Raw genomic sequence first — 25,160 nt, 5'->3', positions numbered from 1 at the left:
GTAATTAAAAAGTGACCCACCCTGCCTATTTCGCAGAGACCCTGTAAGAGTCACCATTCATGTTTAAAATATGTCCTCTAAATGTTACGCGATCTATTAAAGCTGTTGTTAACATTGTATCAGGGAAGAATTCTTCCCACTCTGAAAATGCTAAATTAGTAGAAATTATAATACTTCCCCTCTCACTTCTTTCTGAAATCACTTGAAATAGGAGTTCTGATTGATGTTTGTTAAAGGAGAGGTAGGAAAGCTCATCTATTATGAGTAGATCTAATCTTGCTAATTGCCTTAAGAATCTCCCTAAATTACTATTTTCTTGCGCTTCAACTAATTTATTTGATAAGTTAGCAGCTGTAGTAAAGTACACCTTATGTCCACAGTTGCAAGCTTTAAGTCCTAGAGCTATAGAAAGATGTGTCTTTCCAGTTCCTGGGTTCCCTATCATTATTATATTTTCTTTTTTTTTTTTGATAAACTCACAGCTGGAGAGTTCGCCTACTACTGAAGGTTTTAAATAGCTAAGACGTTTAACTTCAAACTCTTCTAGCGTTTTTTCAAAGGGAAATTTAGCTCCGCGCTTTAACCTGAAAAGTTTATTGTCTTGTCTAGTTAATACTTCCTTTTCTAATAGTGTAAGCAGAAATTCTTCATATCCTTGTTTTGAATTTATTGCTTGGCGCTGAACCTCATGATAGTCTTTGAAGCTAGATAGTTTTAAAGCTTTGGAAAAAAGTTTAATTTTTTCACTAATTACACTCATTAGATCACCTCTTGGGAAATTAAGTTATCATATTTACCTAAATTATTTCTTTGAACTTCTATTTGGTCGTTGATTTTAGGAAGACCGACTTCTTCTCTTAGATATTCTAAAAAGAGTTTTGAATCTCCTTTAGAGTGATACATTTCAAAAATTGCTTTAGGAATATTTTGTATAACTGGATCAGCATTAAATACAGCTCGCGGTTTTCTTTCTAAAGCTTTAAGATAGTGAATTAATTGATAACTATGCTTATTTTTTTTAAATATCCTCTGGTGAATTGCAACAACTTTACCTTTATGAAGAAATTGTATTTCTGAATGACCAGTTTTTAAAATCACCTCAGTTCCTACTAATTCACAGGGTAATGAATATTTATTAGTTTCAAAAGTTACAGTTGAAAACTTAGTGACTCTTTTATAGTCTCTTTTAGAAATATCTAGTGAATGGCTAGGAAGCTCTAAAAGGTTATTAGCTTCAATCTGGAATTTTTGTTTAACACTTAAGCTTTCACCGCCAACTTTATGATTTTCTAAGTAGTTATCACAAGCCTTTTTTATTTTGATATTTAACTCATTCAAACTTTTAACTCTAGGGATAGGAACCATAGTATTTCTTCTGATAAGTCCTACTAAATTTTCAACCAAACCTTTTTCATTTCCACTTCTAACATTGCAAAATTTAGGTTTAAAAGCATAATGAGCAACGAGAGTTTCATACCCTTTAGTTATTTTAGTTACATGTTTTCCATAGCCTTCTGATACAGCAACTCTGGCATTATCAAAGAGAACTTCTCTAGGAACACCACCAAAAAGCAGAGATGATCCCATCTAAAAAGCATTCTTCTCTTTCTGCGAAGTAGGCCTTAGTAAAGATATGAGCGCTATATGCTAACCGAGCACAAAAATATTTTATTTCCTGCTTTTCATCATTGAGAAAGATATGCGCTGAACCAAAATCAATTTGCATAGCTTCCGCAGGATTAAAGGTAAGTGGTAGAAAAACCTCTTTTGTTTTACCTTTTAATTCTCTAAATGCAACCTTAACAGAAGAATATGAACCAAGAAACCCAGCCTCTTCTTTGAGTCTAACCCAAACCCTATTAGCAGTGTGCCTCTGTTTTGAATGAGTATGCTCGTTATCTTCAAGAATACAAGCTTGAATAAAGTCTAAGACTTCTCTAGTCATAACTTGTTTTCTTCTAGAAGAAAACTTTTTTTCTCCAGGAATTGTATCTCCATTAATATACTTTCTAACAGTGTTTCTAGAAATATGAAGATCTCTAGAAATTTTTCTAATAGAAACCCCTTCAACTAGATGAAGTCGTCTAATTTTTTTATATGTATCCATATGAATTGCCACCTCAAACCTCCTGTACATCTCTTTAAAAAGATTGTACAGAGTAATATTAGGGTGGGTCAATAATTAGCTGCCTTTTTTATCTCAAAAGGGTCAATTTTATATTACCCTTTACAACCAGCAGTAATTTCTCCTTTAGAAATAAAGAGTTTCTTATGGAAAAAGTAGATAAATATTTAAAAAATAACTCAGCTCTTTTGAGCGGTTATATTATTTTTAAAAAATTTAAAAATAATTCACTTATCAAAGCAAATTTTAGAAAATATTTAATTTTAAAAAATATTAAAGAAAAACTAATTGAAATGAATTATAAAGTTTTATCTCAAAAACAGCTTCCTTCTTTTTTTATTAGTGGAGAGTTAGGAAAATATGAGGATTTTACCGTTCCCGGAGAAGTAATTTCGACGTATCTATATTTTGGTAAAAGATAGGGTTAACCCTACCTTTTATCATTTATATTATTAGATTTCTTTATTTTAGCTATTGATGTAGCCTTATCTCTAGATTCTATAATAAGATTAAGATAATAAAATATTAGGGAGGAAAGAGATGAATAGTTATTTAAAAAATAAATTGATATATTTTCCGGGGATATTTATATCTCTATTGGGATCGGTATTATTTTCATTTGCCACAGGGATGTATTTATTGGATGTAACCCATCAGGGTACATCATACGCTTTTAACATAATATTATATACAATACCAGTTGTTGTTTTATCACCGATTTTTGGGATATTTGTAGACAAGTATTCCAAGAAAAAACTTATAATCTTGGGAGATCTCTTAAATGCTCTTTTGATGTTTGGAATCTTCTACATGTGGAACTATATAGATAACATCACTTTAATCTACACAGGTACTGTACTTACCAGTATATTTTCTCTCCTTGTATCCATAGGGTTTGAAAGCGGGAAAGCTCAGATGTTTGAAAAGGATTGGCTGGTAAAGGCTAATTCTTTATCATCTATAATCAGTTCGGGGAGCAGGATAGCAGGGCCATTTTTAGGAGGATTGGTATATGCATTTATTGATATAAGAACCTTTGTTTTATTCAATGGAATTTCGTTCTTATTTTCTATGATTACAGAGATATTCTTAAGTATAGAGGAAGTCAAAACAGAAACAGAGAAAAAAGAGAAGATGTCTTTGACCAAAGGTTTCAGGTATATGATGTTAGATAAAAAATTAAAAAAATATGTTGTTTTATTAGTCATTTTAAATTTTTCATTTCCCATGGCAATAATAGTTCCTATTCCATATCTCATTACAAATTATTTTCAATATGGAAGTAAGGTCTTGGGTGGGATACAGTCTATGTTTTCCATAGGATTGATAATTGTAGCTATGATAATAGGAAAATTTAATCTCAAATTGACACTTAAACTAATAAAAGTATTATTTATTGGATTTATAGGAGTAAATATTTTATTCTTAATTCCAATATCTGTGAGTTTAGAGCAAATGATAACCACAATAATTTATGCCATAGGAATGTTCCTGACAGGAGGAGTGATTGCTTTGGTAGATATCCCCTTATTGACTTACTTTCAGAAGGAGATACCGGATAATATCAGAGGACAGGTAATAGGTCTATTCATTGGAATTATAAAAACAATAATGCCTATAGCACTATTATTATCTGGGAAGATCATTGATATGAGTACACCGGGTTACAGTATAATTTTAGGGGTAATTCCCATAGCAGTGTCACTGGTATTTTTACTGTTAACTCCTCAAAAAGAGATGGAAGTACAGGGAATATCTTTAAATAAAGGAGATTAAAAAAATGGTATATTCATGATGACTAATTTTGGTATATATATTGTAAAAATTAACAAATTCTAATTCCAAAAATTTAATGTTTTACAAAAAAATAGTTAAATTTAAGAAAATTGGATATACTTTAATAAAAAAAGAGAGTTGACGACTCTCTCTTTTTTTTGAAGGGAGGATAATATCAGTGTATTTATAAAAAACTTGATATTATAGGGGGAGTAGAGATTATGATCAGAGCAGTAGGAGAGATAATAAGCCAGAATTTAAAGGAAAAGAAATTTGGTTTTTCACAGGAGAGGGTGAATAAAAAATATATAATATTGGTTGGGGTTTCGGGGATATTAGGAGTTTTGTTAAACTCATTTTTAACACTATATCTGATTGAAAAGGGATTGAGTTTTTCTCAGATAGGGCTGCTATTTTCAGTATATTTAGGAACAACAGCTGTATTGGATTATCCCACAGGAGGGTTAGCAGATAAATACGGGAGAAGGAATATATATATCGTCGGGAAACTTTTTACCAGTTTGTCATATTTTATTTTATTTTTTGGTATTTCTTTCCCGGCACTTATTTTTTCCTATATTTTAAAGGGAATCGGAAGTTCCCAGCTCAGTGGTTCGCTGATAACCTGGCTTGGAGACACAGAAAATAAAGTGGTATATAAAAATACACTTTTAAGAACAAAATTAATTTCAAGTATTATTAAACTAATCGTTCCCATTGTATTTATTTATCTAAAACTTAAAAATATAGGCTATTTAATACTATTGACAGCCGTAGTTGATATAATTACTTCTATCTTTGTAATCATATTTTTTAAAGAAAATTACGGGAGTTCGGATAAGTTAAGGAAAACATATATGAATGTAATCCGGTTCACTTTCAAGGATGATAAGTTAAGGTATATCATCTGGATAAATATTGCTATATATACATTTTTTACAATTTTTATATTTGTCTGGCAGCCAATTGCAAAGGATATCTTAGGAGATATAAAGTATATTCCGATACTTTTTGGGATATATTCTATTTCTTTGAGTTTAGGTTCTTATTTTATTAAATTATTTCATGAAGACACTGAAAAAATCAGTTTATTTATATTTTGTAATATGGCTTTATCCTTTATTTTTTTTAGGATATCTAATACTGTGCAGAATATAGTCCTACTTGTGTCAGCATTGATTTTTTTCGGTCTGGGAAGCGGACTAGCTTATATTTATGAATTCAACGTATATTAATAACTATGCACCTTCAAAGTATAAAGCTTCAATTTTTTCTTTAGTGAGCAGTATAGCAACTATAGCAACTTTTTTTATTCAGATTATTTTAGGCTATATTATTGAAAAAAGTGGATTTAATAGTTCATTTTTTATAGGAATTGTCATTTCATCTCTACTGCTTGGAAATATTATTCGAAGAAAATTTAAGAGGAATTAAAAAGGGGAAGGTACAATCACAGAGTAAAAAAATATGAAAAGATTTTTATTTTTAATAGAAAAAGTCCTGACTTTAAAAATATTAAAGTCAGGACTTTTTTGATATATACAGCTGAAAAATAATAAAGGAGGAATGCTACTTCATACGTAAATTTTTATAGGAATATAGATATTTAAATGGTAAATAGAGTAGTTAGAATTAATAATTGTTGACATTTGTTATCATCTATTATATTATAACTATATATAGTACGGTATCGTACTATCTTCAAAATTAATTAAGACCCAGGAATCCCAGAAGGTAGTTGTTATGGAAGTTTTAATGAATAAAAATTAAATATTTAGATAAGAGGAGTTGAGGAGATGAGTTTTAAAGCTGTAAGAATTTTCGAAGAAGAGGGGAAGTATATTCCAAAAATTGTAGAAAGAAAGGTAGAGGATCTTCCAGAGGGAGATGTAGTTATTAAGGTTTTATATTCATCTTTAAATTATAAGGATGCATTGTCTTGTACAGGGAATAGAGGAGTAACGAGAAATTTTCCTCATACACCAGGAATAGATGCTGCAGGAGTTGTTTATTCATCTGAAAATTCTGATTTTAAAATCGGGGAAGAAGTTTTTATTACAGGATATGATTTAGGGATGAATACAGATGGTGGATTTGGTGAATATATTAGAGTTCCTTCCAGCTGGGTAATAAAAAAACCTGAAAATTTAAGTTTGAAGGAGGCAATGATCTACGGGACAGCTGGATTTACCTCGGCATTGTCTGTATATGAACTAATTTCAATAGTAGATCCTGAAGACGGACCGATACTGGTAACAGGAGCTTCTGGAGGAGTAGGAAGTCATACAGTTAAATTTTTGGTTAAATTAGGCTACGAAGTAGTAGGGGTAGTTCAAAATGAAGAAAAAAGAAATTTTTTATTGGAATTAGGAGCTAGCGATACTCTTACCAGAGATGAATTTAAAGATACGTCTAATAAAGCAATGCTAAAACAAACTTGGGCAGGAGTTATCGACACTGTAGGAGGAGATCCTTTGTCCACAGCTATCAGATCTTTAAAATATGGCGGAGTTGTCACGACTTGTGGGAATGTAGCGGGAGGAAATATTGAAAATATGAATGTTTACCCTTTTATTTTAAGGGGAGTACGTCTTATTGGAATTGATTCTGTGCAATGTCCTAAAGGAAAGAGAGAGGAAGTATGGAATATGTTAGCTGAGTCTTGGAAGGGGAACCAGTTAGAAAATGGAATTGAAGAAGTTCAATTAGAGGGGATATTAGAAAAAGTACAGGATATGCTCAATTCAAAATTAATAGGAAGGGTAATTTTAAAACATTCAAAATAAATAAAAAATCTCTAAACTGCACAGAAGTACAGTTTAGAGATTTTTTATATTAAACAACTGAAAACTTTCTAAATGGATATCAGAGTTCAAATATATATTTATTTCTGCCGCTTTCCTTTGCCTTATAGAGGGCTTTATCAGCTTCCTTTAAAAAGGAATAAGAATTTTGATTTTTAACTACCTTAGAACTTTTTATACCCATACTGACTGTTACTTTTCCAAAATAAGAATCTTCGTGTTTTAGATTACACATTTCTAATTTTTTCTGGAATTCGTTGACCAGACGTATAGTTTCTTTTAAAGGGGTCTGGTATAAAATTATTAAAAACTCTTCTCCTCCGTACCTGCCGGCTATGTCTCCCTCTCTTTTAAAAACTTTTTTTAGAAGTTTTCCAATTATTTTTAAAACCCGGTCACCCTCAGGGTGCCCATACCTGTCATTATATTTTTTAAAAAAATCTATATCGATCATAATGAGTGTTAATACACTGTCAGATCTTTTAGCACTTTTAAACAAAAGGTCATATCCCTCATCTAGAAATCTTCTGGTAGCCAGACCTGTTAAATAATCTGTGTATGCCAGCTTTTCTAGTGCAATTTTTTTATTTTTTATATCATTTTTTTGTTCTTCTACTTTAACCATGAAGTTATTAAATGCTCTGAGAACTTCATCCATCTCATTCCCTACCTCAGGATATACAAGGAGCTTATATTTTTGATTTTCTTTTATAGAAATAATGTGACTATAAAGGGATATAAGAGGAGCAATCAATTTTTTATTTAACCTATTTTTTATAACGAAAATAAATAGGAACGAAAAAATAATCGGAATCATTCCAATCCAAAAATTTAATAGGGCTCCCTTGGAAATCCGATCATCTACAGTGACTTTTATGATATATGCTATCTTATGAACACTTTTCATATAAGGGACATAGTACATTCTCTTCCCGTCTTCTATCCGGTGAGAGTAAAAATCCAATGCTTGTTTTGAATCAAGAATTTTCTCTATGAGTTTTTCGTTATTTTCATTGAGCATATAAATTTGCAGTGACAAATTATTTTTTATCTTTAAATCAAATATATAATCTTCATCTATTTCTTTAATAAATAGAAGGTGACCAACTGATTTTCCAGTACCGTCGTTGTGTAAAATAACATGGGAAAAAAACATATAAGCTTTTCCAGCTATATCCATATACCCTGATACTGTTTTGACTCGATTTATGCCATTTGGCTGGCTGCTGAAAAAATATTTTTTTCCCTTCAATGAGATGGCGTTTTTTATATTTGTTTTGGATATAGAATAATTAATAACTTCATTTTGCTCATCATCATAGATACCAATATAATCCAATCCAAAAAGTTTTAGTGAATCCTCTGCAAAAAGGTCATTTAAAAAAATTTCTTTTTCTTCATTACTCATAGATCCGTCCATACTTTCGTATAGTGTATCCCATTCGGAGTTGTCCTTTAGGATTGAGGAAAGGTGATCAAATTGTTGTGATGTAACTGAAAATAATTTATTTATATCCTGCTTATGTTTTTCTCTGGTAGCCCTTTTAAGAGCCGGAATAACAACCAAAATATAAGAACTTATATAAGTGACTGCCATTATACATACAAGAGAAAAGAACCATTTTTTTATAGAATTTTCTAGGTTTTTTTTCAACGAAATCCTCCATTATTTTTTAATTAATATCTTTAACTTCTAAAATATAAAATTTTATCGGAACTAATGAATAAAAATTACATAATAATTTTTAATGATCTTTGGAGTTTAATACCATAAATATTCCTTTATTCTATATTGAGTACTGTAATTATTATTATTAGTATACTACTTAATTTTTCAAAATTGAATAAAAAAATAGATTTTGAAAATATAACGACTTAAGTTTAAAGGGACAGAGGTAATCAAAACTTTATATAATGATAGAAAAAACTGAAAATAAAAAAAGATGACACCTGCACAACACAGAAATCATCTTTTAACAGTATCTTAACCATACCTTTTTTTAAGTGTCTTTGACAAAGGGTACAGTTTAATTTATAGCGCCCTTTTAAGGTCTATTTAACTGATATTTATATAGTTTTACAGGTTTTCCTCATACCATTTAAGCTGTTCACAGCTCACTGTATCAAGATCTTTACCTATATATATGTCATAATGAGTAGAATCTACCATAAGAAGCTTTTTCTTTTTAGTAGAAAGTTTATTAAAGATCTTTTCAGATTCTTCAGGACGATTTACCATGTCATTGGTAGCTCCTACAACTAATACAGGAATCTCTATCTTATGAAGGTAGTTTTCAGGCTTCCATTCATCGATATACTTAGTGGTAATAAAAGGTATTTTTGCTTTGAGAGCCTCTGGGAATAATGGGCTGTACTCCTCAAAAAACTTTTTAGACTGTGTATCTGAAAGAATCTTTTTTAATGGCAGCTTCATAACCTTATTCTTAGTTGTAGCAGCCAGTAAAGATTTATTTAGAGAGAGATTTCTTTTTTCTTTATCCTCTTTTGAGAGGTTATAGGTATTGTTTCTTTCCCCATCTCCAAATGTTATCTGTACACTAAGTGCCTTTACTCTGTCATCCACAGCAGAGGTCATAAGAGCATTGGCTCCTCCTAAAGATGTCCCCCATAATCCTATCTTATTAGAATCAACCTCAGTTTGAGAGCTGATAAAAGTTATTGCATTTCTTATATCTCTAACTTGTTCCTCTGGGATGATCTGTCCCTCTGGACCCTCACTGTCTCCAAAGCCCCTGTAATCAAATGTAAAAGCTGCATATCCCTTCTCTATAAATTTCAATGCATAGTTGGGAAGAAGGAGCTCTTTTACTCCTGCAAAACCATGACAGAGGAGGATAAGTGGAAGAGGTTTCTCTTCGTTGTACCCCTCTGGAAGATAGAGGTTTCCTTTAAGTTTATATCCATCTGAATAAAATTCTAATTCTTTTATCATCTTGTTCCTCCTATTTAAATTGTCCAAAAATAAATCATCATTATACTTTAATTTAAGAAAAAGTTCAATGAAAAGATTTTAAACCTCTGTTTGTGATTTGATTAGATCTCTTTTAAATCTAGTTTAAATTTACGATATATTTTTCTTTATGATATAAAACTTCCTTACTGATATTAAAGATTTATCATTCATGGTTTTCTAACATTTCATTCAGTGTATAAACTCTGCAATCCTTACTTCGATCTAAGAATTTAAAATCAACTAAATACCTTCTGAGAATGGCATAGTCATTGAATACTTCCTTTAAAATTTCATTGACCTCTTTTTCACTGTAAGTTGTATTTGCAGTAAATAACTTTGAGATCTCTTTAAAAATTTCTATTTTAAAAGAAAGTTTTTTAGGGATCTTTTCCAGTCGTCCATTTTTAAAAAATCTATTTATTATCTCCATATTTCCTCCATTTTATTATCTTCATTCTCGATTTCAAGTATACTTTAAAAATTTACAGTCTCCAACTTTTTTTAGAATTAAAGTATGAAAAAACAGCAAATCGGCAGATTAAACCAAGATGCTGTTTTTATTATTTTTTGAGATTTTTATCTTTTTCAAATTGATCTATCAGTTCAGCAGTAGCCACCACAATAGCACCATCATTTTTTTCTTAGCCGTATACATTGCAATATCTGCCCTGTAGAGAAAGTCTTCCTGGTTTTCTATCTTTATAATTTTGATAAGGGTGCATCATCGGGAACACCAATAGGTTTTCTAGGTGCATCTTTTTTCATATGCCACTCATACCATCCTCCGTCATAGACGTGGATGTTTTTCCAGCCCATAGCTTTAGCATAAAAATATGTCTCACTTGCTCTCCAGCCCGTACCGCAATGAAAACTGACTTCTTTATCTGAAGTAATCCCCCATTTTTTCCACCTTTTTCTTATGATATTGTAATTAAACATAGTGTTATCTATATTTCTATAATCCTGCATATGGTAGGGGTCACTCCCTGCATATCCAAATCTTGAATTTGCAATATCACCTTTTACATCTATATAAGTATAACCTGTGACCTTTCCTATATATTCCGGCCAGCTTCTTATTGACGCTATAACTGCAGCTGGAGAATTAACTAACTCTAATTCTTTCTCAAAATCGATTAAAACATCTTTATTTTTAGGGATTTCAGCCCCAAATTCTGAAACAGGAACAGGTTTTATATAACCTCTAACAAAAGGATAATTTTCTTTTTCCAGTCTTTTGGTACCACCGTTTAAGATACGGATATCTTTAACTCCGGCATACTTCATTACAGCGGCACACCTGTTTGAAGCCATTAAATTCGGCCCGTATAAAATAACCATTGTGTCCTTTGTAATACCTTTGGATAATAATATTTTTTCTATCATTTCATCCTTTGGTTTATTCCACATTTCTTCAGTTTCTAAAAATGAATAATCTATAAAAATAGAATTTCTAATTTTGTGACTTGATTTTTTTTTAGAATTAACTTCTAAAATCACATATTTTTTGCCGTCATAGTTGGGAACTTTTTTTCCGTCAATCAGATCATCAATCCATTGAGGATAAACATAGATCTTATATCCTTTTAATTTTTCAATTGGATATTTTAAATTATTCCATTCATTGATACCATCCTTTAAAATTAGAACATTATACCCCATTTTTGTTAGAGGGGTTTCTATTTCTTCTCCAAAATTATTATATAAGATTAAAGTTTTATTTTTAGTTATTCCACGTCTTATGAGTTCTTTTTCTAATTTTTTTTTATTGAGCATTGGAAACCATGTTATTGGGAAATCAACAGCCCCTTTGATATGTCCTTCTACTTCTATATTGATAGGCCATCCTATATACTCATCTACACTTCTGGTATCGATAAATAAATAATTTTCATTTGTTAAATATTCTAGAGCTTCTTTAGAAGATATCTTTTGTACTTCTTGTTTGGCAGATAAGCAGGTAAAGGTTAGTATAAATAGACCGATTAATATCATTGTTTTTTTCATTTTTTTCTCCTTAAGTTTTAATAGATTTGATCAGCTGAAAGTAATCCAGCTATATTAATTTTAAATGGCAATTTTTGCATGACAAAAAAATTGTAGATTTCACTTTATTCTTTTATGGTAAGTTTTTTGTACTAGCAAATGTTTTTATGTTCATTAAAAAATAATATAAAAAAGAGCGTTCTCCATTTTATATCAGTTATTTTTCATCTGAAAAAACCTCCTATAACCGGCGGCATAAAAATATGGATCCCTTTGGGATTTTAGTTCGTAAAAAAGCTGAGAGTTGTTAAAAAAAATGATCGTGCTGAAAAAAGAATAGGCATAGTCTGAAAACTACAGAGAAAAAGATATTAATCTAAACTAGTTTTATTTATATTCTCCATTTATAGCAGATCTCATTCCTTCCACCGGAAGTTTTAATTGATTGTCACTTTCATTGAATAGATCTCATATTTGTCCTCCTAAAATATATTTTATTGGTTAATTTCGTCTAATCTTACAACATACTAACAAAAATTGTCAACAATGATTTGAATTTTTCCTATATAAGATCCAGTAAAACTTCCACCAGATGAATAATTGTTTCAGCTGACATATACTGATCTTCTGCGTGGGCAATTATCAGATTTACTTCAACGACAACATTTTGATAATCCTTGCACTCTGTAGTTAAAAATTGGCAATGTACACTATGAGCCTTCAGAAGCAGGAGTTTAGCTTCTACTAAGCTGTTTTTATCTTTATTTTTTAATGCTTCCAATGCGATGTTTTTGGCTGCTCCAGCCATTATTATGACAGGCATAAATCCTTCAATTAATTCTTCTTTAGTATATTTAGACATTCATCTCCTCCTTAAATTTAAAGATTTATTTCAGCTGTAATTTTAAAGGTTCAGCGTTTCAAATAGTTATACTTAATATATTGGTTTTCTAAATTAATTGCTACAATAAAAATATAAAGCACCTTTAATTTTTTTAGAAAAAAAGTACTTAATGAAATGGAAATTTTAAAATATTATTATAGAATAAATAAAAATATAAATCAGAGAAAAGGATTTTTATATGAATAATCATATTAAATATAATATAAGGCTAGAATTATTTTATTTAGTTACAGTAATTAAATATTTAATAAAAAGGAGGATCTTATGTCTAAATCATTAAAATATGGAGTCAGATATAATTGAAGTATTTGAAGGGGTATATAATGAAGAGTTTGATACTATGGATAAATTACATAGTTATTTTATAAAATTAGGAGGTTGAGAATATGAATGGAGCGACTAGAAAAAAATTAGATGAAATAATTAAGCTACTGAAAGGTGGTGCAGATGAAAAAGATATATTGGATAAGAAATTTTCTGGAAGTAAAACTAAAATGGCTCAGTGGATAAATAGATTTTCCGGTGAGTTTACATCAGAAGAAAAAGAATTATTCTCATTTCAAAAATATGAGATAGTAAAACAGCCAAAAGAAAAAAATATAGGTATTCCTGTGGAAGCTTTAGAGATATTGGAACAACACGAAAAGAGATTAAGAGAGTTAGAATTGAAAGTAAAGGCTCTGCAGAAGGGGAAATAGCTCCTATGAAAAAAATCTAAATAAAGTGGAAATTATAAAGCCAGTATCTGTAAAAAAAAGGCCTCCAGCAAGGAGGCTTTTTTTAATAATCATATCTCCAATTTTTACCTTCGATACTGAAGTTTTTGTATCCTCCTGATTGTATCGGCAGGGCAAAATAAAGATTTTCAGCTTGTCGTGAAGGATGAGCTTCTTCTGTTTTACCGGTGTAATAAACAATATCGTCGTTACTTGTAAAAGTATCTTCAGCCCAATTTGCATTATTTTTAGAGAATATAAGTTTCCCCCCGTATGTTAGTTCTCCTTTAGAGGTTTCACGGGATCCTCCTATTGGAATATATGCTTCATTTTCAAAAATTTCATTACTCTTATTGTCTAATTTACTTTTTATATCTGAAAGTTTTATAGCTACGTTTCCATTGGAGTCTACATTGCCGCGTATAATTTTTTCTATTAATACTAATTCCGTGGCTGTTCTTGAAGAACCTAAAAGAGCTATAGCTTTGGCATCTTTACCTTTAGCCAGCTGTTCTTTTAATTTAGGTGCTAATGTCGTTGCTAACAGACCTATTATTGCAATTACTATTAATAATTCAATCAAGGTAAAACCTTTTTTATTTTTCATCTGGGTCTCCTTCTTTATTTGTTACTATAATAATACTATAATTTTACAAAAAAGGATATCTGAGATTATTTATCCCTCCCATACTCCGAGTATAAGAAAAAGAGAAATATCTGATGAAATCAAGTAGAAACAAGTAAAAAAATTTAAATAAAGTTTTAACAATTTTATTTGTTGACTATAATCATCCTAGTACTTAAGTCTGTATAGTATTAAATTTCATAGATTTTATTTTGATGGTTGTAAAATTAAGTCTATTCTTGTTATCATAATAGTTATAAAAGATATAAGATCATTAATTAGGGGGATTAGCAATGGAATTTAAATTAAAAAAAGGTGACGGTATTGGGATTTTTTCACCCTCTACTCCTATAACAAAAATTACACCTAAAAGATACAATAGAGGAAAAGAGTTCTTAGAGAAAAAAGGGTTTAAAATAATAGAAGGAAAACTTACTGGAAAAAGTGATTTTTATAGATCAGGAACTATTGAAGAAAGAGCCGAGGAACTGAATGAATTAATAAGAGATCCAGAAGTAAGATGTATAATGTCTACAATTGGAGGATCTAACTCTAATTCTTTACTGCCTTATATAGACTACGAAGCTTTTATGAAAGACCCTAAGGTTGTAATCGGTTATTCAGACGTGACAGCGATACTAATGGGAATATATGCTAAAACCGGAATAAAAACATTTTATGGACCAGCTATTGTTGCATCTTTTGGAGAGCTAGAACCTTATAATGAGTTGACTTATAAATATTTTGAAGATATTTTTGTAAAAGATATTAATGGTGATTACGAATATAAAATTCCGGAATTTTGGACAGAAGAATATATAAGCTGGGAAGAACAGAATAGATCTAAACTAAAAATTAAAAATAACTGGATCTCTTTAAAGGATGGAGAAACCGAAGGAAGACTGATCATCGGAAATTTAAATACTATTACTGGAATATGGGGCAGCCAGTATATGCCTGAAATAAAAAAAGGTGATATTTTATTTATAGAAGATTCTTTAAAAGATATCGCTACCATTGAAAGAACTTTTTCTTTTCTTAAAATAAATGGAGTTTTTGATAAAATCGGTGGTCTAATCTTAGGTAAACATGAGTTATTTAATGATAAAGGTACCGGTAGAAAACCCTATGAGGTGCTGTTAGAAGTTTTAGGAGAGTATGATTTTCCTTTTCTTGCTGATGTGGACTGCTCTCATACCCATCCTATGTTTACAATGCCCATAGGGTCAAATATAAGATTAGATGCTACTAATAAACAAATAATTCATTTAAATCATTGATATAGAAAAAATTATTAGGAGGTACCTATGAAGGGAAAATGGATTGCAGTCATTGGAAGTCCCAGAAAAGGTGAAAATACAGATAGAGTAACTGATCTTGTGATAGAAGCTCTAAATAAGAAAAATATAGAAGTTAAAAAATATTATCTGAACAGTAAAAATATTTTTGGATGTAATGCCTGTGAATACTGTATTGAAAATGAAGTCTGTAATATTACAGATGATTTGACAGAGATAATCAATGAAATGAAGGTTTCTGACAGGTATATTTTTGCTGCACCTTCATATAACTATAATGTAAGTTCCCAAATGAAAATATTGATGGACAGGACATTTAGTCTGAATGATTATTCCAACAACAGTTGGAAATCGAAACTGGCTCCAGGAAAAAAAGCTATAATAATAGGTGTCTGCAAAGGAAAGAGTATAGATTCTATGGGATACACCATGGAAGCTATGAGAAAACCTATAGATGAATTAGGGGTTAAAATAATTGATGAAATAAAATATTTTGACACAAAACATAATCCTGTTATTAATAATTCTGAGATAAAGAAAGAATTAGTTTTTAGAATTACGAATAACTTAGAATTAAGAAAATAATTTTTAAGACTGAAGAAGAACAGATATATATTAGCAACAATACGTAAGGGGTGGAATAAAATGACTAAAAATATTGAAATTAAATTATTTGAGACAGCGAAAGAATTTTTAATTAAAAGATTTCCCAAGGAATGGGGAGGAGTAACAGCAGCTATTACGGATAAAAAAAGAATATTAACCAGTATAGCTCCAAGTGTACATAATCCCAGTGTGGAACTTTGTATAGAAACTGGAACTATTTTAGAAGCATTTAAATATGATGAAAAAATAACTCATATAGTAACCATAGCAAGAGATGATGAAAATTCGGAAATTAAGATTTTAAGTCCCTGTGGAGTTTGCCAGGAAAGGCTAAGTTACTTTGGAAAAGAAGTCAGATGTGCAATTACAAACAAAGAAAATACTCTAGAATTTAGAACTTTAGAAGAATTAATGCCTCATTATTGGGGAAGAGCGTATGATGATATAAATTTTTAAAAATTTTCACAAAAAAATCTGATAATGTCAGATTTTTTTTATTTTGATGAAATAAGGTATATACAGCTGTTACTCTCTAAGATCTCATAGCTGCCATTGAGAATGGGATCTCTTAAAAGTAAGAGCAAAGGTAGGCTAGACCTTTTAAGGCTGATTTTGTTTTTTTAATTCTCTCAATATAATTTATGACAAAAGAAACTTGCTTTTCTAAAAAAGTATCCCTTGTAATATTTACTTGTACCTTATTTTTATCTGAAATCTTATTTCTTTATCTTACAACGAAATAACTAAAAAATAGCCCTTAAACCATATATAGTTTAAGAGCTATATTTTTAGTTTGATTCAAATATAATTTGAGATATGTCAGTTGGGACTTTAGGAGCACTTCTTCCCTGACCGTCATCTTTATTAGCAAAAGTTATGCTAAAGAGTAACAGAACACCTAAAAAGATTAAACATTTTGTTTTCATTGAAATTCCTCCTTTAAATTTATAATGGTATTTTCTGAATAAGAAGGCTGGCTTCATATTCCAAAGAATTATTTATGTAGAACTTTAATATATATGTCAAGAAATCATAATCCATTATTTTTTTTGGTATTCTGCTAACTATTTTTATCAATCCCTGCTGTTTTAACGGCTGGCTGTCATAGAGTAAAACAAGGTGTTTGATGGAATCTAAATATTTAACTGGGTTAAAATGAGGGTTATCAAAATTTATAGGAAATGAAACTTCCTTTTCAAATGCGCTTACAGCTTTTCTTTTTTCTCCTAAATATAAATAGGCTAACCCTATATTCCAATAAGTTTGATATAGTGTTTTATCTTTTAATTCTTTAAGGATATTTTCAAGTTTATTAAGAGTAATCTTTACCAGTATTTCATTTTTCATCTCTCTGGCACAGGAGATAATATTAATATAACAAATTTCTAAATCATGATAATTTGATGGATCACTCACTCTTTTTTTAAAATATTCAATGGCTTTTTCATATTCGCCTAAGTTTTGACAACAGATTCCCAGGTTATTATAGGAGTGATAGTAGTGTTCTGTAATCTCTGGCATATTCACAAGAACTTCAAAGCATGGGACAGCTTTCTTCCATTTTGTGGTTCTTAAAAGATTAACTCCAGTATTGTAAGCCAAGAGGGCCTTTGTTTTATACGGAGCTGTATCGATCTGTTTTATATACTTCATATATATATCATAGGTAAGTTCTAATTTTTCCAATCTGATGATCTCAATTAAGACAGAGTAGAAAATGTCAGAGCAGGAGAAATTATTTAACAGGTCATAATAGATCTTTAAAGCTTCTTCTTTTCTGCCTGTCTTTTGATTGTGCTTGGCTACAATATATCGGTATCTGCAGCTATGAACTTCTTTTTTTCGTTCAAACTTCTTTATCTCTTCTTGTTTTTCAGTGGAATAGATGCTTTTATTTATAAGGCTTTTGTTGACTAATTGTTCCAACTCCTGCTGGGGAGTAATATATAGGTCTTTTGTAGTAATGATCTTATCTATATTTTTTTCTTTAAATATTTTATTAAGTGAAATAACTAAATATGGTAGATGTTTTGGTTTTAAAGGTGTTTTTCCGCTTCTGATCTTGTATAGTAGAGACAGGCTCATTTTTGGATTCTCCAGTTCCTTAATTCCAATTTTATGCTCTTTTATAAGTTCAAATATTTTCTTATTCATAAACCCTCCTAATCGTAATGAAAGTATACAATAAAATTCCAAATTTATATAAAAAAATAAAAAAAAGATTTGTTTTGGAAAAATAAAGGAAAAAAAATTCCAATTTTAAGGTTTTTTTATAAAAAAATTGAAAAATTAGTTTTAACAACATAATATGTTAGAGTGACCCTTGGGAGAGAGTCGAAAAAGAACATGATAAATGAAAATTGAGAAAATAAGAAGCAAGGGAGCGTGGGCTCTCTTTTTTCTTTAAAATATGAAATTATAAATATTCTAAAAAAAGAACGGATCAGAAGATATGTATTTCTATATTCCAACAGGGTTGAGTGTGTGTCGATTTGTTCAATTAAAAAGAAATAGCAGAGAATAAAACTCAAACTGTTTAAATTAGATCCCAGAGGAGATGGTTAAAATTATAATTAAAATCTTTAAATTCTTACTGGTAACGTTAATGTATTGCATATCGCTTATTTCATCGTTTGTAATAGCTGATTTTTTTTAAGACAAAAATATAAACTCTATGAGAATATTAAGTGAAAAAATTAAGTTTTTTAACTTCTTGTACCATAAATAAAAAAATTAGAAGATAAGTAGGAGCATAATATGTTCGATCAAAAAAAAGTTAATAATTTTTTGGATAAAAATGGTTTATTAAAACTTTATCCCACTAAAAGAAATAAACGGATACAAATTTTAAAATATTTAATAACATTTTTTAAAGCTAAAAAAATATACACTGAAAATGAGATTAATAAATGCCTCAATAATCTTTCTGTCCTCAATGATAGCTGCCTTTTAAGGAGAGAATTAATTGACATAGGGTATTTAGAAAGAAGTAAAGATGGAAAAGCTTATTTTTTAAGAGATAATGGAGGTAAGATTGAAGGTAGATAAAATAAAAAATTATTATTTTACCGGATCTGTTTTAGGATCTGTAGGAGTTACATTTTTTATGCCTATTTTATACATTTATTTGAGCAAGAAAGGGTATTCCCTGACTGAATTAGGGTTTTATCTGTCGGTATTTTGGTTGGTTACATTTATACTGGAGATCCCCACTGGAATACTGGCCGATAGTTTAGGTCAGAGAAGGACCCTTATGATAAGTGGATTTATTAGAGGATTGGGATTATTATTACTTTTAATGAATAAAAATTATGGTATTCTACTTTTTTCGGGGATATTAACAGGAACAGCTGAAGCACTGTCGTCTGGTTCATTGAGAAGCTGGGTAGTAAATAAACTCAAAAAAGAGGGACATACTGAAAATTTACAGAAACTTTTTGCTATGATATATAGCAGATACACTCTTATCTTCTTCATGCTCCATGTTTTTATCATTCTGATATTAGAAATGAAAGTAGGAGTTTATCTCCATGAAGAGCTCATAAAGGAAGACTCTTTAAGAAGCACTATGGTATCATCTTTTAACACCTTAGAATCTTTGTTTATTACCATGCTCCTTCCCATAAGCGGGAAACTATCAGATAAATATTCTATTTTAGAAAGCTGGAAAATAATTATCTTATCTTCAGTTATAGTAATTTTTGCAATATATCTAATCTATGACAGGATGATAAAAAAAAAGGATGTATTCCAAAGAGTATGTAAATAAAATATGAAGAAATAGCAGAAAAACTGAAAAACTGAAAAACTGAAAAACTGAAAAACTGAAAAACTGAAAAAACATCAAATAAAAGGACACTATTAGAAGTGTCCTTTTAAGATTGATTTTATTGACTTTGTTTTTGAAATTTTTAAAATAGTTATTTTATATTTTGTACTACGAACGGTTGTAATTTTTTAGGGAAACATCAAATATCTTAGAAAAGTTTAATTTAAAGAGATCTATTATATCCTCTCTTGCAATTTTATTACCTTCATTTAATATTGAAGTAACTCCTAAACTACTTATACCACAAGGATTGATATTATTAAAATAGTCCAGATCAACTTCGTGATTAATTGCAATACCGTGAAGAGTCCTCCATTTTTTTACTTCCACTCCTATAGCACAAATTTTCCCTTTTTCAGTAAAAATACCCACAATACCTTCTTTTTTATGAGCTTTTATCCCCAGCTCTTTCAATGTCAGAATTACAACATCTTCTAAAGATTCAATATACCATTTAATGCTTTTTTTAAAATGAGATAAATTTAAGATAGGATAGATAACTATTTGACCGGGACCGTGAAAAGTTACTTTTCCACCCCTTCTAATATCAATAAGTTCAATCCCTTTTTCTTCTCTTTCCTCTCTAGAAATAAAAATCTCACTATCTTCCCCTCTAATGCCCTTAGTGATAGTGGGATTAGGTTCCGTTATAATAAGGTGTCCCAAAACTTCTTTATCAGAAATTAAGTTGTCAAAAAATTTCATTTGCAGTTCATAAGATTTTAAATATGGTACCCTTCCTGTGTCTGTAACTCTTATATCTTTTATCATCTGTTTATTGGAAATTCTGCTGCTAAAGCCTGAACTTCTTTCCTATAGTTTTTTTCAGATTTTCCTTCTATAATATCTGCAACCATATTAGCAATCTTAACCATCTCTTTCTCCTTCATCCCTCTAGTAGTTACAGCAGGAGTCCCTATTCTTATTCCACTTGTTACAAAGGGTTTTTGAGGATCATTTGGAACGGCATTTTTGTTTGTAGTGATATCTGACTCCAGAAGTATTCTTTCAGCTTCTTTACCAGTGATTCCTTTATTTTGCAGATCAACAAGGAACATATGATTATCTGTCCCCCCAGAAACTAAATTAAATCCTCTTTCTACGAGAGTTTCGCCAAGGATCTTTGCATTTTTAACAACCTGTTTTTGGTATTCTTTAAAGTCATCTGAAAGAGCTTCTTTAAATGCCACTGCTTTACCTGCAATTACGTGCATTAGAGGTCCACCTTGAATCCCCGGAAAGATAGTTTTATTAATTTTTTTCATAATATCTTCATCATTTGAAAGTATAATTCCTCCACGAGGTCCACGTAATGTCTTATGAGTTGTAGATGTAACAACATGAGCGTATGGGACAGGGTTATTATGAAGACCTGCAGCCACAAGACCTGCAATATGTGCCATATCTACCATAAGATACGCTCCTACTTCATCTGCTATTTCTCTAAATTTTTTAAAGTCTATCTCCCTTGAATAAGCGCTGGCTCCTGCTATAATCAACTTTGGTTTTTCTTTCAGAGCCATTTCTCTAATATTGTTATAATCAATGATCTGCTCTTTTTCAGTTAATTTATATGAAACTATATCATAGAGAGAACCTGAAAAGTTTACAAAGTGGCCATGAGTAAGGTGTCCCCCCTGATCCAGTGCCATGCCTAAAACTTTATCTCCTGTATTTATAAGAGCCATATACACAGCCATATTAGCTTGAGAACCAGAGTGAGGCTGGACGTTTGCATATTTACAGCCAAAGAGCTCACTCAATCTATCAATTGCAAGCTTTTCCACAACATCTACATGTTCACAACCACCGTAGTATCTTTTATCGGGATATCCTTCAGCATATTTATTTGTAAATTCCGAACCCACTGCCTCCATTACAGCTTTAGATACAAAATTTTCAGAGGCAATTAACTCAATTCCATTCTCCTGTCTCTCCCTTTCATTGATTATTTGGTCAAAGACCTCTTTATCAATATTACTAAGTTGTTTATTGCCCATTATAACCCCTCCAAATATTTATATCTAAAAATTAAAAGAGCTTTATTTTTTCTTTCTTTAACATCTCCTTTTATAAATTGAACTTTGATCTTATCCTTAAGTAAAAGTTCTTTATCTTTTGAATCATTCACATAATTTTTAACTTCTTCTACCTCATCCTGAGATAGTTCAGACTTTACTCCAAATGCCAGAGATAATGCCGCATTTCTGTCTCATGTATCACACATTTTGGCATCCCTTTCAAGAAGAGATTCCAATATGCTATCTTCTATAGCTTTTTTAGCCGATTTACCATTTAAAAAACTCATTAATTTCCCTCCTAATTATTATTTTTGAATTATATCTTACCAAGAGTGAGTAACAATTATATCTCTTGCAGCTTTTCCTTCATCAATTCTTTTAATTAATGTGTTTGTAGGTGCTGATAGAACAATTTCAGGGTCTTCCTCCATCTCTTTTTTTATAGCAATCATAGCATCTATAAACTCATCCATTGTTTCTTTACTCTCTGTTTCTGTAGGTTCTATCATCATAGCTCCTTTTACAATAAGAGGGAAATAGATTGTTGGTGGATGGTATCCAAAATCTAAAAGTCTTTTTGCAATGTCAAGTGTAGTTACCTTTTCATGCTCCGGCTCTGTTAATATAAATTCATGCTTACATACTCTATTAACTGCAATAGGGTAATGGTCCTTTAATTTTGCCATCATATAGTTTGCATTGAGAACTGCAGTTTCACTAGCAGTCTGTAAGCCGCTTCCACCCATTGTCAAGATATATGCATATGCTCTTAAAATAACACCATAATTCCCATAAAAACTACGAACTTTACCGATACTATCCGGTTTATCATAATTAAGGTGATATTTACTATTTGTTTTTTCTATGACAGGTACAGGCTGAAAAGGGGCAAGTTTATTTTTAAATCCTATTGCTCCACACCCGGGACCTCCTCCACCATGTGGAGTAGAAAAAGTCTTATGTAAATTATAATGCATTACATCAAATCCCATATCTCCAGGTCTTGCTTTGCCCATTATTGCGTTCATATTTGCTCCGTCGTAATAGAGCAATCCTCCGGCTTCATGTATAAGTGTCGCTATTTCTTTTATATTTGATTCGAAGATCCCAAGGGTACTTGGATTTGTTAACATGAATCCTGCCAATTCATCATTTAGATGCTCTTTTAGAGCTTCTACATCTACATCACCTTCTGGTGTTGATTTAATCTCAATTACATTGTAGCCTACAATTTGTGCTGAAGATGGGTTTGTTCCATGGGCAGAATCAGGTAATATTATATTTTTTCTTTTAAAATCACCATTTTTCTCATGGTAAGCTTTTATCAGCATAAGTCCTGTCATCTCTCCATGGGAACCTGCTGCAGGCTGGAGAGATACTTGGTCCATCCCGGCGACTTCAGCCAAATGTGTTTCCACCTCATACATCATTTCAAGAGCTCCCTGTACACTTTCTTCAGGTTGATAAGGATGGAGGTTTACCATCTTAGAGTTCCGGGCTATTTCTTCATTTATTTTAGGGTTGTATTTCATTGTACAAGACCCCAAAGGGTAGAACCCTGTATCTAATCCAAAGTTTTTATTAGATAAACGAGTATAGTGTCTCACTACTCCATTTTCACTTACTTCTGGTAATTTTACTGACCTTGTTTTTAGTAAATTTTTTGGTATTTCTGAGTCAATAACAGGATTCTCTACCTCAAATTCCGGTAGTGAATAACCACATCTTCCTTTTTTAGAAATTTCAAATATAAGTTTATTGTATTCCCTCATCTATATCTCACCCATCCTCTTAGCAAAACTATCGATCTCTGACTTACTTCTTTTTTCCGTAGTACAAACTAAAGATGTATTTTTTAATTCCGGATATTCTTTTTCCAGAGGATACCCACCTAAAATACCATCCTTTAATAATTTTTCATTGATAACTTCAGGAGACTCCTCCCCCTCTATTACAAATTCCTTGAAGAAAGGTCTATTAAATTTTAATTTATATCTACCAGTTTCCAGGATTTTACTCAATGTATAATTAGATTTTTTATAACACTGCTCAGCCATCTTTTCTAATCCTACTTTTCCCAAAAGACTCATACAAATAGTAGCAGCTAAAGCATTTAATGCATGATTTGAACAAATATTAGAAGTGGCTTTATACCTTCTGATATGCTGCTCCCTTGCCTGGAGAGTTAAAACATAGGATCTTTTACCATCTTGATCTACACTTTCTCCAACTATCCTTCCAGGCATCTTTCTGATAAGTTCTTTGGTTATTGCCATAAATCCTAGATAAGGTCCACCATATGCAAGTCCGCTGCTAAAACTCTGGGCATCTCCAACAACGATATCTGCTCCAGATTCCCCGGGAGTTTTAAGCATTCCCATTGCTACAAGGTCTGTATAGACAATATATTTTGTTTTTTTATCTGTAATATTCTCTCTGATTTCATCCAAATCTTCAATTATTCCAAAAAAATTAGGACTTTGCACTATTACTCCTGCTGTTTTATCAGAAATTTTATCCTTTAAACCTTTAACAGAAGTAACACCTTCATCCAGTTCTACCTCTACTACCTTTATATCTCTAAATTTACAATATGTTTCAAGAACTTTTCTTGTCTCAGGATTAACACTTCTGGAAACGACGATCTCCTTTCTTTTAGTAACAGTTGCTGCTACCATAGCTCCTTCTGCTGCTGATGTAGCACCGTCATACATGGAAGCATTGGATGCAAACATCCCGGTTAAATTAGCTATCATCGTCTGATATTCAAATATACATTGTAATGTTCCCTGACTGATTTCAGGTTGATATGGTGTATAAGCTGTATAAAATTCAGAGCGGCTGATCAAGTGGTTAACTGCTGCAGGAATATAGTGATCGTATGCCCCTGCTCCCCTAAAACATATAAGATCTGATAAATTCTTATTACCCAATTCTTCTATTCTTTTTTTCAACTCTATTTCAGACATAGGTGCACCAATATTTAAAGGTTGACTTTGTTTTAAATCTTCAGGAATATCATCAAAAAGTTCCTCGACGCTGTTAATACCAATTACATCTAACATCTCTTTTCTATCGTCCTCCGTAGCCGGTATATATCTATACATTAATTATCCTCCTCGCATAATTCATTGTATGCTGCTAGGTCTAATAATGACTCTAATTCTCCTTCATCTGAAAGTTCAATTTTTATAATCCAAGTTCCATACGGATCTTCATTTAATAAAGTAGGGCTGTCTTCTAAAGCTTCATTAATTTCGATGATTTTTCCTGATACAGGCATATATGAATCTGAAGCTGCTTTTACAGACTCGATAACACCGAAAGCTTCTTCAACTTCAAACTCATCATCAACCTCGGGAAGTTCTACATACACAATTTCTCCCAATGATTTTTGTGCATGATCAGTAATTCCTATAAGTGCTATATTTCCCTCTTTTTTTATCCATTCGTGATTTTTTGAATAAAGTAATTTTTCCATGATTAATTCCTCCTC

Annotated in this window: 27 protein-coding genes; 10 read left to right on the top strand and 17 right to left on the bottom strand. The window is 30.9% G+C overall.

All coding sequences use genetic code 11. The annotated features are described in order from the left end of the window. Positions 1–25: 25 nt before the first annotated feature. The 3 genes from istB to NRK67_00335 are packed head-to-tail and all read right to left on the bottom strand — an operon-like array spanning position 26 to position 2,119. Positions 26–760: an IS21-like element helper ATPase IstB gene (istB, locus tag NRK67_00345; GenBank protein ID UUV17324.1), complete on the bottom strand. Its 735-nt coding sequence runs from the start codon at positions 758–760 to the stop codon at positions 26–28. Next, a complete protein-coding gene (locus NRK67_00340; GenBank protein UUV17323.1) occupies positions 760–1,587 on the bottom strand; it encodes a hypothetical protein in 828 nt (275 codons plus the stop codon). The genes istB and NRK67_00340 overlap by 1 nt, the downstream gene beginning before the upstream one ends. Further along, positions 1,553–2,119, bottom strand: coding sequence for an NUMOD1 domain-containing DNA-binding protein (locus tag NRK67_00335; protein UUV17322.1), 567 nt, complete (start codon positions 2,117–2,119; stop codon positions 1,553–1,555). Before NRK67_00335 ends, NRK67_00340 begins: the two co-directional genes overlap by 35 nt. 152 nt (positions 2,120–2,271) lie before the next feature. Here NRK67_00335 and NRK67_00330 point away from each other — a divergent pair, with 152 nt between their 5' ends. The 4 genes from NRK67_00330 to NRK67_00315 all read left to right on the top strand — a co-directional run bounded on the left by NRK67_00330 (position 2,272) and on the right by NRK67_00315 (position 6,687). Next, positions 2,272–2,547 (top strand): hypothetical protein, encoded by a 276-nt coding sequence (locus NRK67_00330; GenBank protein UUV17321.1) that lies wholly within the window; start codon positions 2,272–2,274, stop codon positions 2,545–2,547. Between the two features lie 118 nt (positions 2,548–2,665). Further along, positions 2,666–3,901 (top strand): MFS transporter, encoded by a 1,236-nt coding sequence (locus tag NRK67_00325; GenBank protein ID UUV17320.1) that lies wholly within the window; start codon positions 2,666–2,668, stop codon positions 3,899–3,901. A gap of 221 nt (positions 3,902–4,122) precedes the next feature. Continuing rightward, positions 4,123–5,136, top strand: a complete 1,014-nt coding sequence (locus tag NRK67_00320) for an MFS transporter (GenBank protein UUV17319.1) — start codon at positions 4,123–4,125, stop codon at positions 5,134–5,136. Positions 5,137–5,697: 561 nt separating this feature from the next. Next, complete coding sequence (locus NRK67_00315; GenBank protein UUV17318.1) at positions 5,698–6,687, top strand: YhdH/YhfP family quinone oxidoreductase; 990 nt, start codon at positions 5,698–5,700, stop codon at positions 6,685–6,687. A gap of 79 nt (positions 6,688–6,766) precedes the next feature. Here NRK67_00315 and NRK67_00310 read toward each other — a convergent pair whose 3' ends face one another. From NRK67_00310 to NRK67_00290, 5 genes are all read right to left on the bottom strand, one after another. After that, positions 6,767–8,359 carry a diguanylate cyclase gene (locus tag NRK67_00310; GenBank protein UUV17317.1) on the bottom strand — a complete coding sequence of 531 codons (1,593 nt, stop codon included), beginning with the start codon at positions 8,357–8,359 and terminating at the stop codon, positions 6,767–6,769. Positions 8,360–8,782: 423 nt separating this feature from the next. Further along, a complete protein-coding gene (locus tag NRK67_00305) occupies positions 8,783–9,658 on the bottom strand; it encodes an alpha/beta fold hydrolase (protein UUV17316.1) in 876 nt (291 codons plus the stop codon). Between the two features lie 184 nt (positions 9,659–9,842). After that, positions 9,843–10,109: a DUF2087 domain-containing protein gene (locus NRK67_00300; GenBank protein ID UUV17315.1), complete on the bottom strand. Its 267-nt coding sequence runs from the start codon at positions 10,107–10,109 to the stop codon at positions 9,843–9,845. A gap of 269 nt (positions 10,110–10,378) precedes the next feature. Further along, complete coding sequence (locus NRK67_00295; GenBank protein ID UUV17314.1) at positions 10,379–11,686, bottom strand: rhodanese-like domain-containing protein; 1,308 nt, start codon at positions 11,684–11,686, stop codon at positions 10,379–10,381. 541 nt (positions 11,687–12,227) lie between these two features. Next, entirely contained in the window at positions 12,228–12,527 is a 300-nt protein-coding gene (locus NRK67_00290; GenBank protein ID UUV17313.1) for a PTS lactose/cellobiose transporter subunit IIA, read from the bottom strand. Positions 12,528–12,955: 428 nt separating this feature from the next. On the opposite strand from NRK67_00290, the gene NRK67_00285 reads away from it, so the two are divergent. Next, positions 12,956–13,267, top strand: coding sequence for a hypothetical protein (locus tag NRK67_00285; GenBank protein ID UUV17312.1), 312 nt, complete (start codon positions 12,956–12,958; stop codon positions 13,265–13,267). Between the two features lie 82 nt (positions 13,268–13,349). Here NRK67_00285 and NRK67_00280 read toward each other — a convergent pair whose 3' ends face one another. Next, entirely contained in the window at positions 13,350–13,892 is a 543-nt protein-coding gene (locus tag NRK67_00280) for a prepilin-type N-terminal cleavage/methylation domain-containing protein (GenBank protein ID UUV17311.1), read from the bottom strand. A 311-nt stretch (positions 13,893–14,203) separates the two neighbouring features. Between NRK67_00280 and NRK67_00275 the strand changes: the two genes are divergently transcribed. From NRK67_00275 to NRK67_00265, 3 genes are read left to right on the top strand one after another with little or no spacing between them, the layout of a single operon-like run. Then, complete coding sequence (locus tag NRK67_00275) at positions 14,204–15,190, top strand: LD-carboxypeptidase (protein UUV17310.1); 987 nt, start codon at positions 14,204–14,206, stop codon at positions 15,188–15,190. A 27-nt stretch (positions 15,191–15,217) separates the two neighbouring features. Beyond that, positions 15,218–15,793 carry a flavodoxin family protein gene (locus NRK67_00270; protein ID UUV17309.1) on the top strand — a complete coding sequence of 192 codons (576 nt, stop codon included), beginning with the start codon at positions 15,218–15,220 and terminating at the stop codon, positions 15,791–15,793. Between the two features lie 60 nt (positions 15,794–15,853). Next, positions 15,854–16,270, top strand: a complete 417-nt coding sequence (locus NRK67_00265) for a cytidine deaminase (protein UUV17308.1) — start codon at positions 15,854–15,856, stop codon at positions 16,268–16,270. Between the two features lie 332 nt (positions 16,271–16,602). Here the strand turns inward: NRK67_00265 and NRK67_00260 are convergent, their stop codons facing one another. Continuing rightward, complete coding sequence (locus NRK67_00260; GenBank protein UUV17307.1) at positions 16,603–16,740, bottom strand: hypothetical protein; 138 nt, start codon at positions 16,738–16,740, stop codon at positions 16,603–16,605. 19 nt (positions 16,741–16,759) lie between these two features. Then, positions 16,760–17,968: a tetratricopeptide repeat protein gene (locus tag NRK67_00255; protein UUV17306.1), complete on the bottom strand. Its 1,209-nt coding sequence runs from the start codon at positions 17,966–17,968 to the stop codon at positions 16,760–16,762. 603 nt (positions 17,969–18,571) lie between these two features. On the opposite strand from NRK67_00255, the gene NRK67_00250 reads away from it, so the two are divergent. Further along, a complete protein-coding gene (locus NRK67_00250) occupies positions 18,572–18,862 on the top strand; it encodes a DUF2087 domain-containing protein (protein UUV17305.1) in 291 nt (96 codons plus the stop codon). Beyond that, positions 18,849–19,583 (top strand): MFS transporter, encoded by a 735-nt coding sequence (locus tag NRK67_00245; protein UUV17304.1) that lies wholly within the window; start codon positions 18,849–18,851, stop codon positions 19,581–19,583. Before NRK67_00250 ends, NRK67_00245 begins: the two co-directional genes overlap by 14 nt. Positions 19,584–19,751: 168 nt before the next feature. On the opposite strand, the gene lipB is transcribed toward NRK67_00245, so the two are convergent. The 6 genes from lipB to gcvH form a co-directional block, all read right to left on the bottom strand. Further along, entirely contained in the window at positions 19,752–20,414 is a 663-nt protein-coding gene (gene lipB / locus NRK67_00240) for a lipoyl(octanoyl) transferase LipB (GenBank protein ID UUV17303.1), read from the bottom strand. Beyond that, positions 20,411–21,643, bottom strand: coding sequence for a serine hydroxymethyltransferase (locus NRK67_00235; protein ID UUV17302.1), 1,233 nt, complete (start codon positions 21,641–21,643; stop codon positions 20,411–20,413). Before NRK67_00235 ends, lipB begins: the two co-directional genes overlap by 4 nt. After that, entirely contained in the window at positions 21,643–21,774 is a 132-nt protein-coding gene (locus NRK67_00230) for a hypothetical protein (GenBank protein UUV17301.1), read from the bottom strand. The genes NRK67_00235 and NRK67_00230 overlap by 1 nt, the downstream gene beginning before the upstream one ends. A 213-nt stretch (positions 21,775–21,987) precedes the next feature. Beyond that, positions 21,988–23,436 (bottom strand): aminomethyl-transferring glycine dehydrogenase subunit GcvPB, encoded by a 1,449-nt coding sequence (gcvPB, locus tag NRK67_00225; GenBank protein ID UUV17300.1) that lies wholly within the window; start codon positions 23,434–23,436, stop codon positions 21,988–21,990. Then, on the bottom strand, positions 23,437–24,771 hold the full coding sequence (gene gcvPA / locus NRK67_00220; GenBank protein UUV17299.1) for an aminomethyl-transferring glycine dehydrogenase subunit GcvPA: 1,335 nt from the start codon (positions 24,769–24,771) through the stop codon (positions 23,437–23,439). It lies immediately after the preceding gene. Then, on the bottom strand, positions 24,771–25,145 hold the full coding sequence (gcvH, locus tag NRK67_00215; GenBank protein ID UUV17298.1) for a glycine cleavage system protein GcvH: 375 nt from the start codon (positions 25,143–25,145) through the stop codon (positions 24,771–24,773). Before gcvH ends, gcvPA begins: the two co-directional genes overlap by 1 nt. Positions 25,146–25,160: the final 15 nt, after the last annotated feature.

The organism is Fusobacteria bacterium ZRK30, from assembly GCA_024628785.1.
Lineage (GTDB): Bacteria > Fusobacteriota > Fusobacteriia > Fusobacteriales > Fusobacteriaceae > Psychrilyobacter.
This window is presented reverse-complemented; position numbering and strand designations above follow the sequence as displayed.

Excerpts from the sequence above, each read along its gene's own strand:
- istB (UUV17324.1), bottom strand. The coding sequence starts at position 760 with ATGAGTGTAATTAGTGAAAAAATTAAACTTTTTTCCAAAGCTTTAAAA.
- NRK67_00340 (UUV17323.1), bottom strand. The coding sequence starts at position 1,587 with ATGGGATCATCTCTGCTTTTTGGTGGTGTTCCTAGAGAAGTTCTCTTT.
- NRK67_00330 (UUV17321.1), top strand. The coding sequence starts at position 2,272 with ATGGAAAAAGTAGATAAATATTTAAAAAATAACTCAGCTCTTTTGAGC.
- NRK67_00325 (UUV17320.1), top strand. The coding sequence starts at position 2,666 with ATGAATAGTTATTTAAAAAATAAATTGATATATTTTCCGGGGATATTT.
- NRK67_00320 (UUV17319.1), top strand. The coding sequence starts at position 4,123 with ATGATCAGAGCAGTAGGAGAGATAATAAGCCAGAATTTAAAGGAAAAG.
- NRK67_00315 (UUV17318.1), top strand. The coding sequence starts at position 5,698 with ATGAGTTTTAAAGCTGTAAGAATTTTCGAAGAAGAGGGGAAGTATATT.
- NRK67_00305 (UUV17316.1), bottom strand. The coding sequence starts at position 9,658 with ATGATAAAAGAATTAGAATTTTATTCAGATGGATATAAACTTAAAGGA.
- NRK67_00300 (UUV17315.1), bottom strand. The coding sequence starts at position 10,109 with ATGGAGATAATAAATAGATTTTTTAAAAATGGACGACTGGAAAAGATC.
- NRK67_00295 (UUV17314.1), bottom strand. The coding sequence starts at position 11,686 with ATGAAAAAAACAATGATATTAATCGGTCTATTTATACTAACCTTTACC.
- NRK67_00290 (UUV17313.1), bottom strand. The coding sequence starts at position 12,527 with ATGTCTAAATATACTAAAGAAGAATTAATTGAAGGATTTATGCCTGTC.
- NRK67_00285 (UUV17312.1), top strand. The coding sequence starts at position 12,956 with ATGAATGGAGCGACTAGAAAAAAATTAGATGAAATAATTAAGCTACTG.
- NRK67_00280 (UUV17311.1), bottom strand. The coding sequence starts at position 13,892 with ATGAAAAATAAAAAAGGTTTTACCTTGATTGAATTATTAATAGTAATT.
- NRK67_00275 (UUV17310.1), top strand. The coding sequence starts at position 14,204 with ATGGAATTTAAATTAAAAAAAGGTGACGGTATTGGGATTTTTTCACCC.
- NRK67_00270 (UUV17309.1), top strand. The coding sequence starts at position 15,218 with ATGAAGGGAAAATGGATTGCAGTCATTGGAAGTCCCAGAAAAGGTGAA.
- NRK67_00265 (UUV17308.1), top strand. The coding sequence starts at position 15,854 with ATGACTAAAAATATTGAAATTAAATTATTTGAGACAGCGAAAGAATTT.
- NRK67_00260 (UUV17307.1), bottom strand. The coding sequence starts at position 16,740 with ATGAAAACAAAATGTTTAATCTTTTTAGGTGTTCTGTTACTCTTTAGC.
- NRK67_00255 (UUV17306.1), bottom strand. The coding sequence starts at position 17,968 with ATGAATAAGAAAATATTTGAACTTATAAAAGAGCATAAAATTGGAATT.
- NRK67_00250 (UUV17305.1), top strand. The coding sequence starts at position 18,572 with ATGTTCGATCAAAAAAAAGTTAATAATTTTTTGGATAAAAATGGTTTA.
- lipB (UUV17303.1), bottom strand. The coding sequence starts at position 20,414 with ATGATAAAAGATATAAGAGTTACAGACACAGGAAGGGTACCATATTTA.
- NRK67_00235 (UUV17302.1), bottom strand. The coding sequence starts at position 21,643 with ATGGGCAATAAACAACTTAGTAATATTGATAAAGAGGTCTTTGACCAA.
- gcvPB (UUV17300.1), bottom strand. The coding sequence starts at position 23,436 with ATGAGGGAATACAATAAACTTATATTTGAAATTTCTAAAAAAGGAAGA.
- gcvPA (UUV17299.1), bottom strand. The coding sequence starts at position 24,771 with ATGTATAGATATATACCGGCTACGGAGGACGATAGAAAAGAGATGTTA.
- gcvH (UUV17298.1), bottom strand. The coding sequence starts at position 25,145 with ATGGAAAAATTACTTTATTCAAAAAATCACGAATGGATAAAAAAAGAG.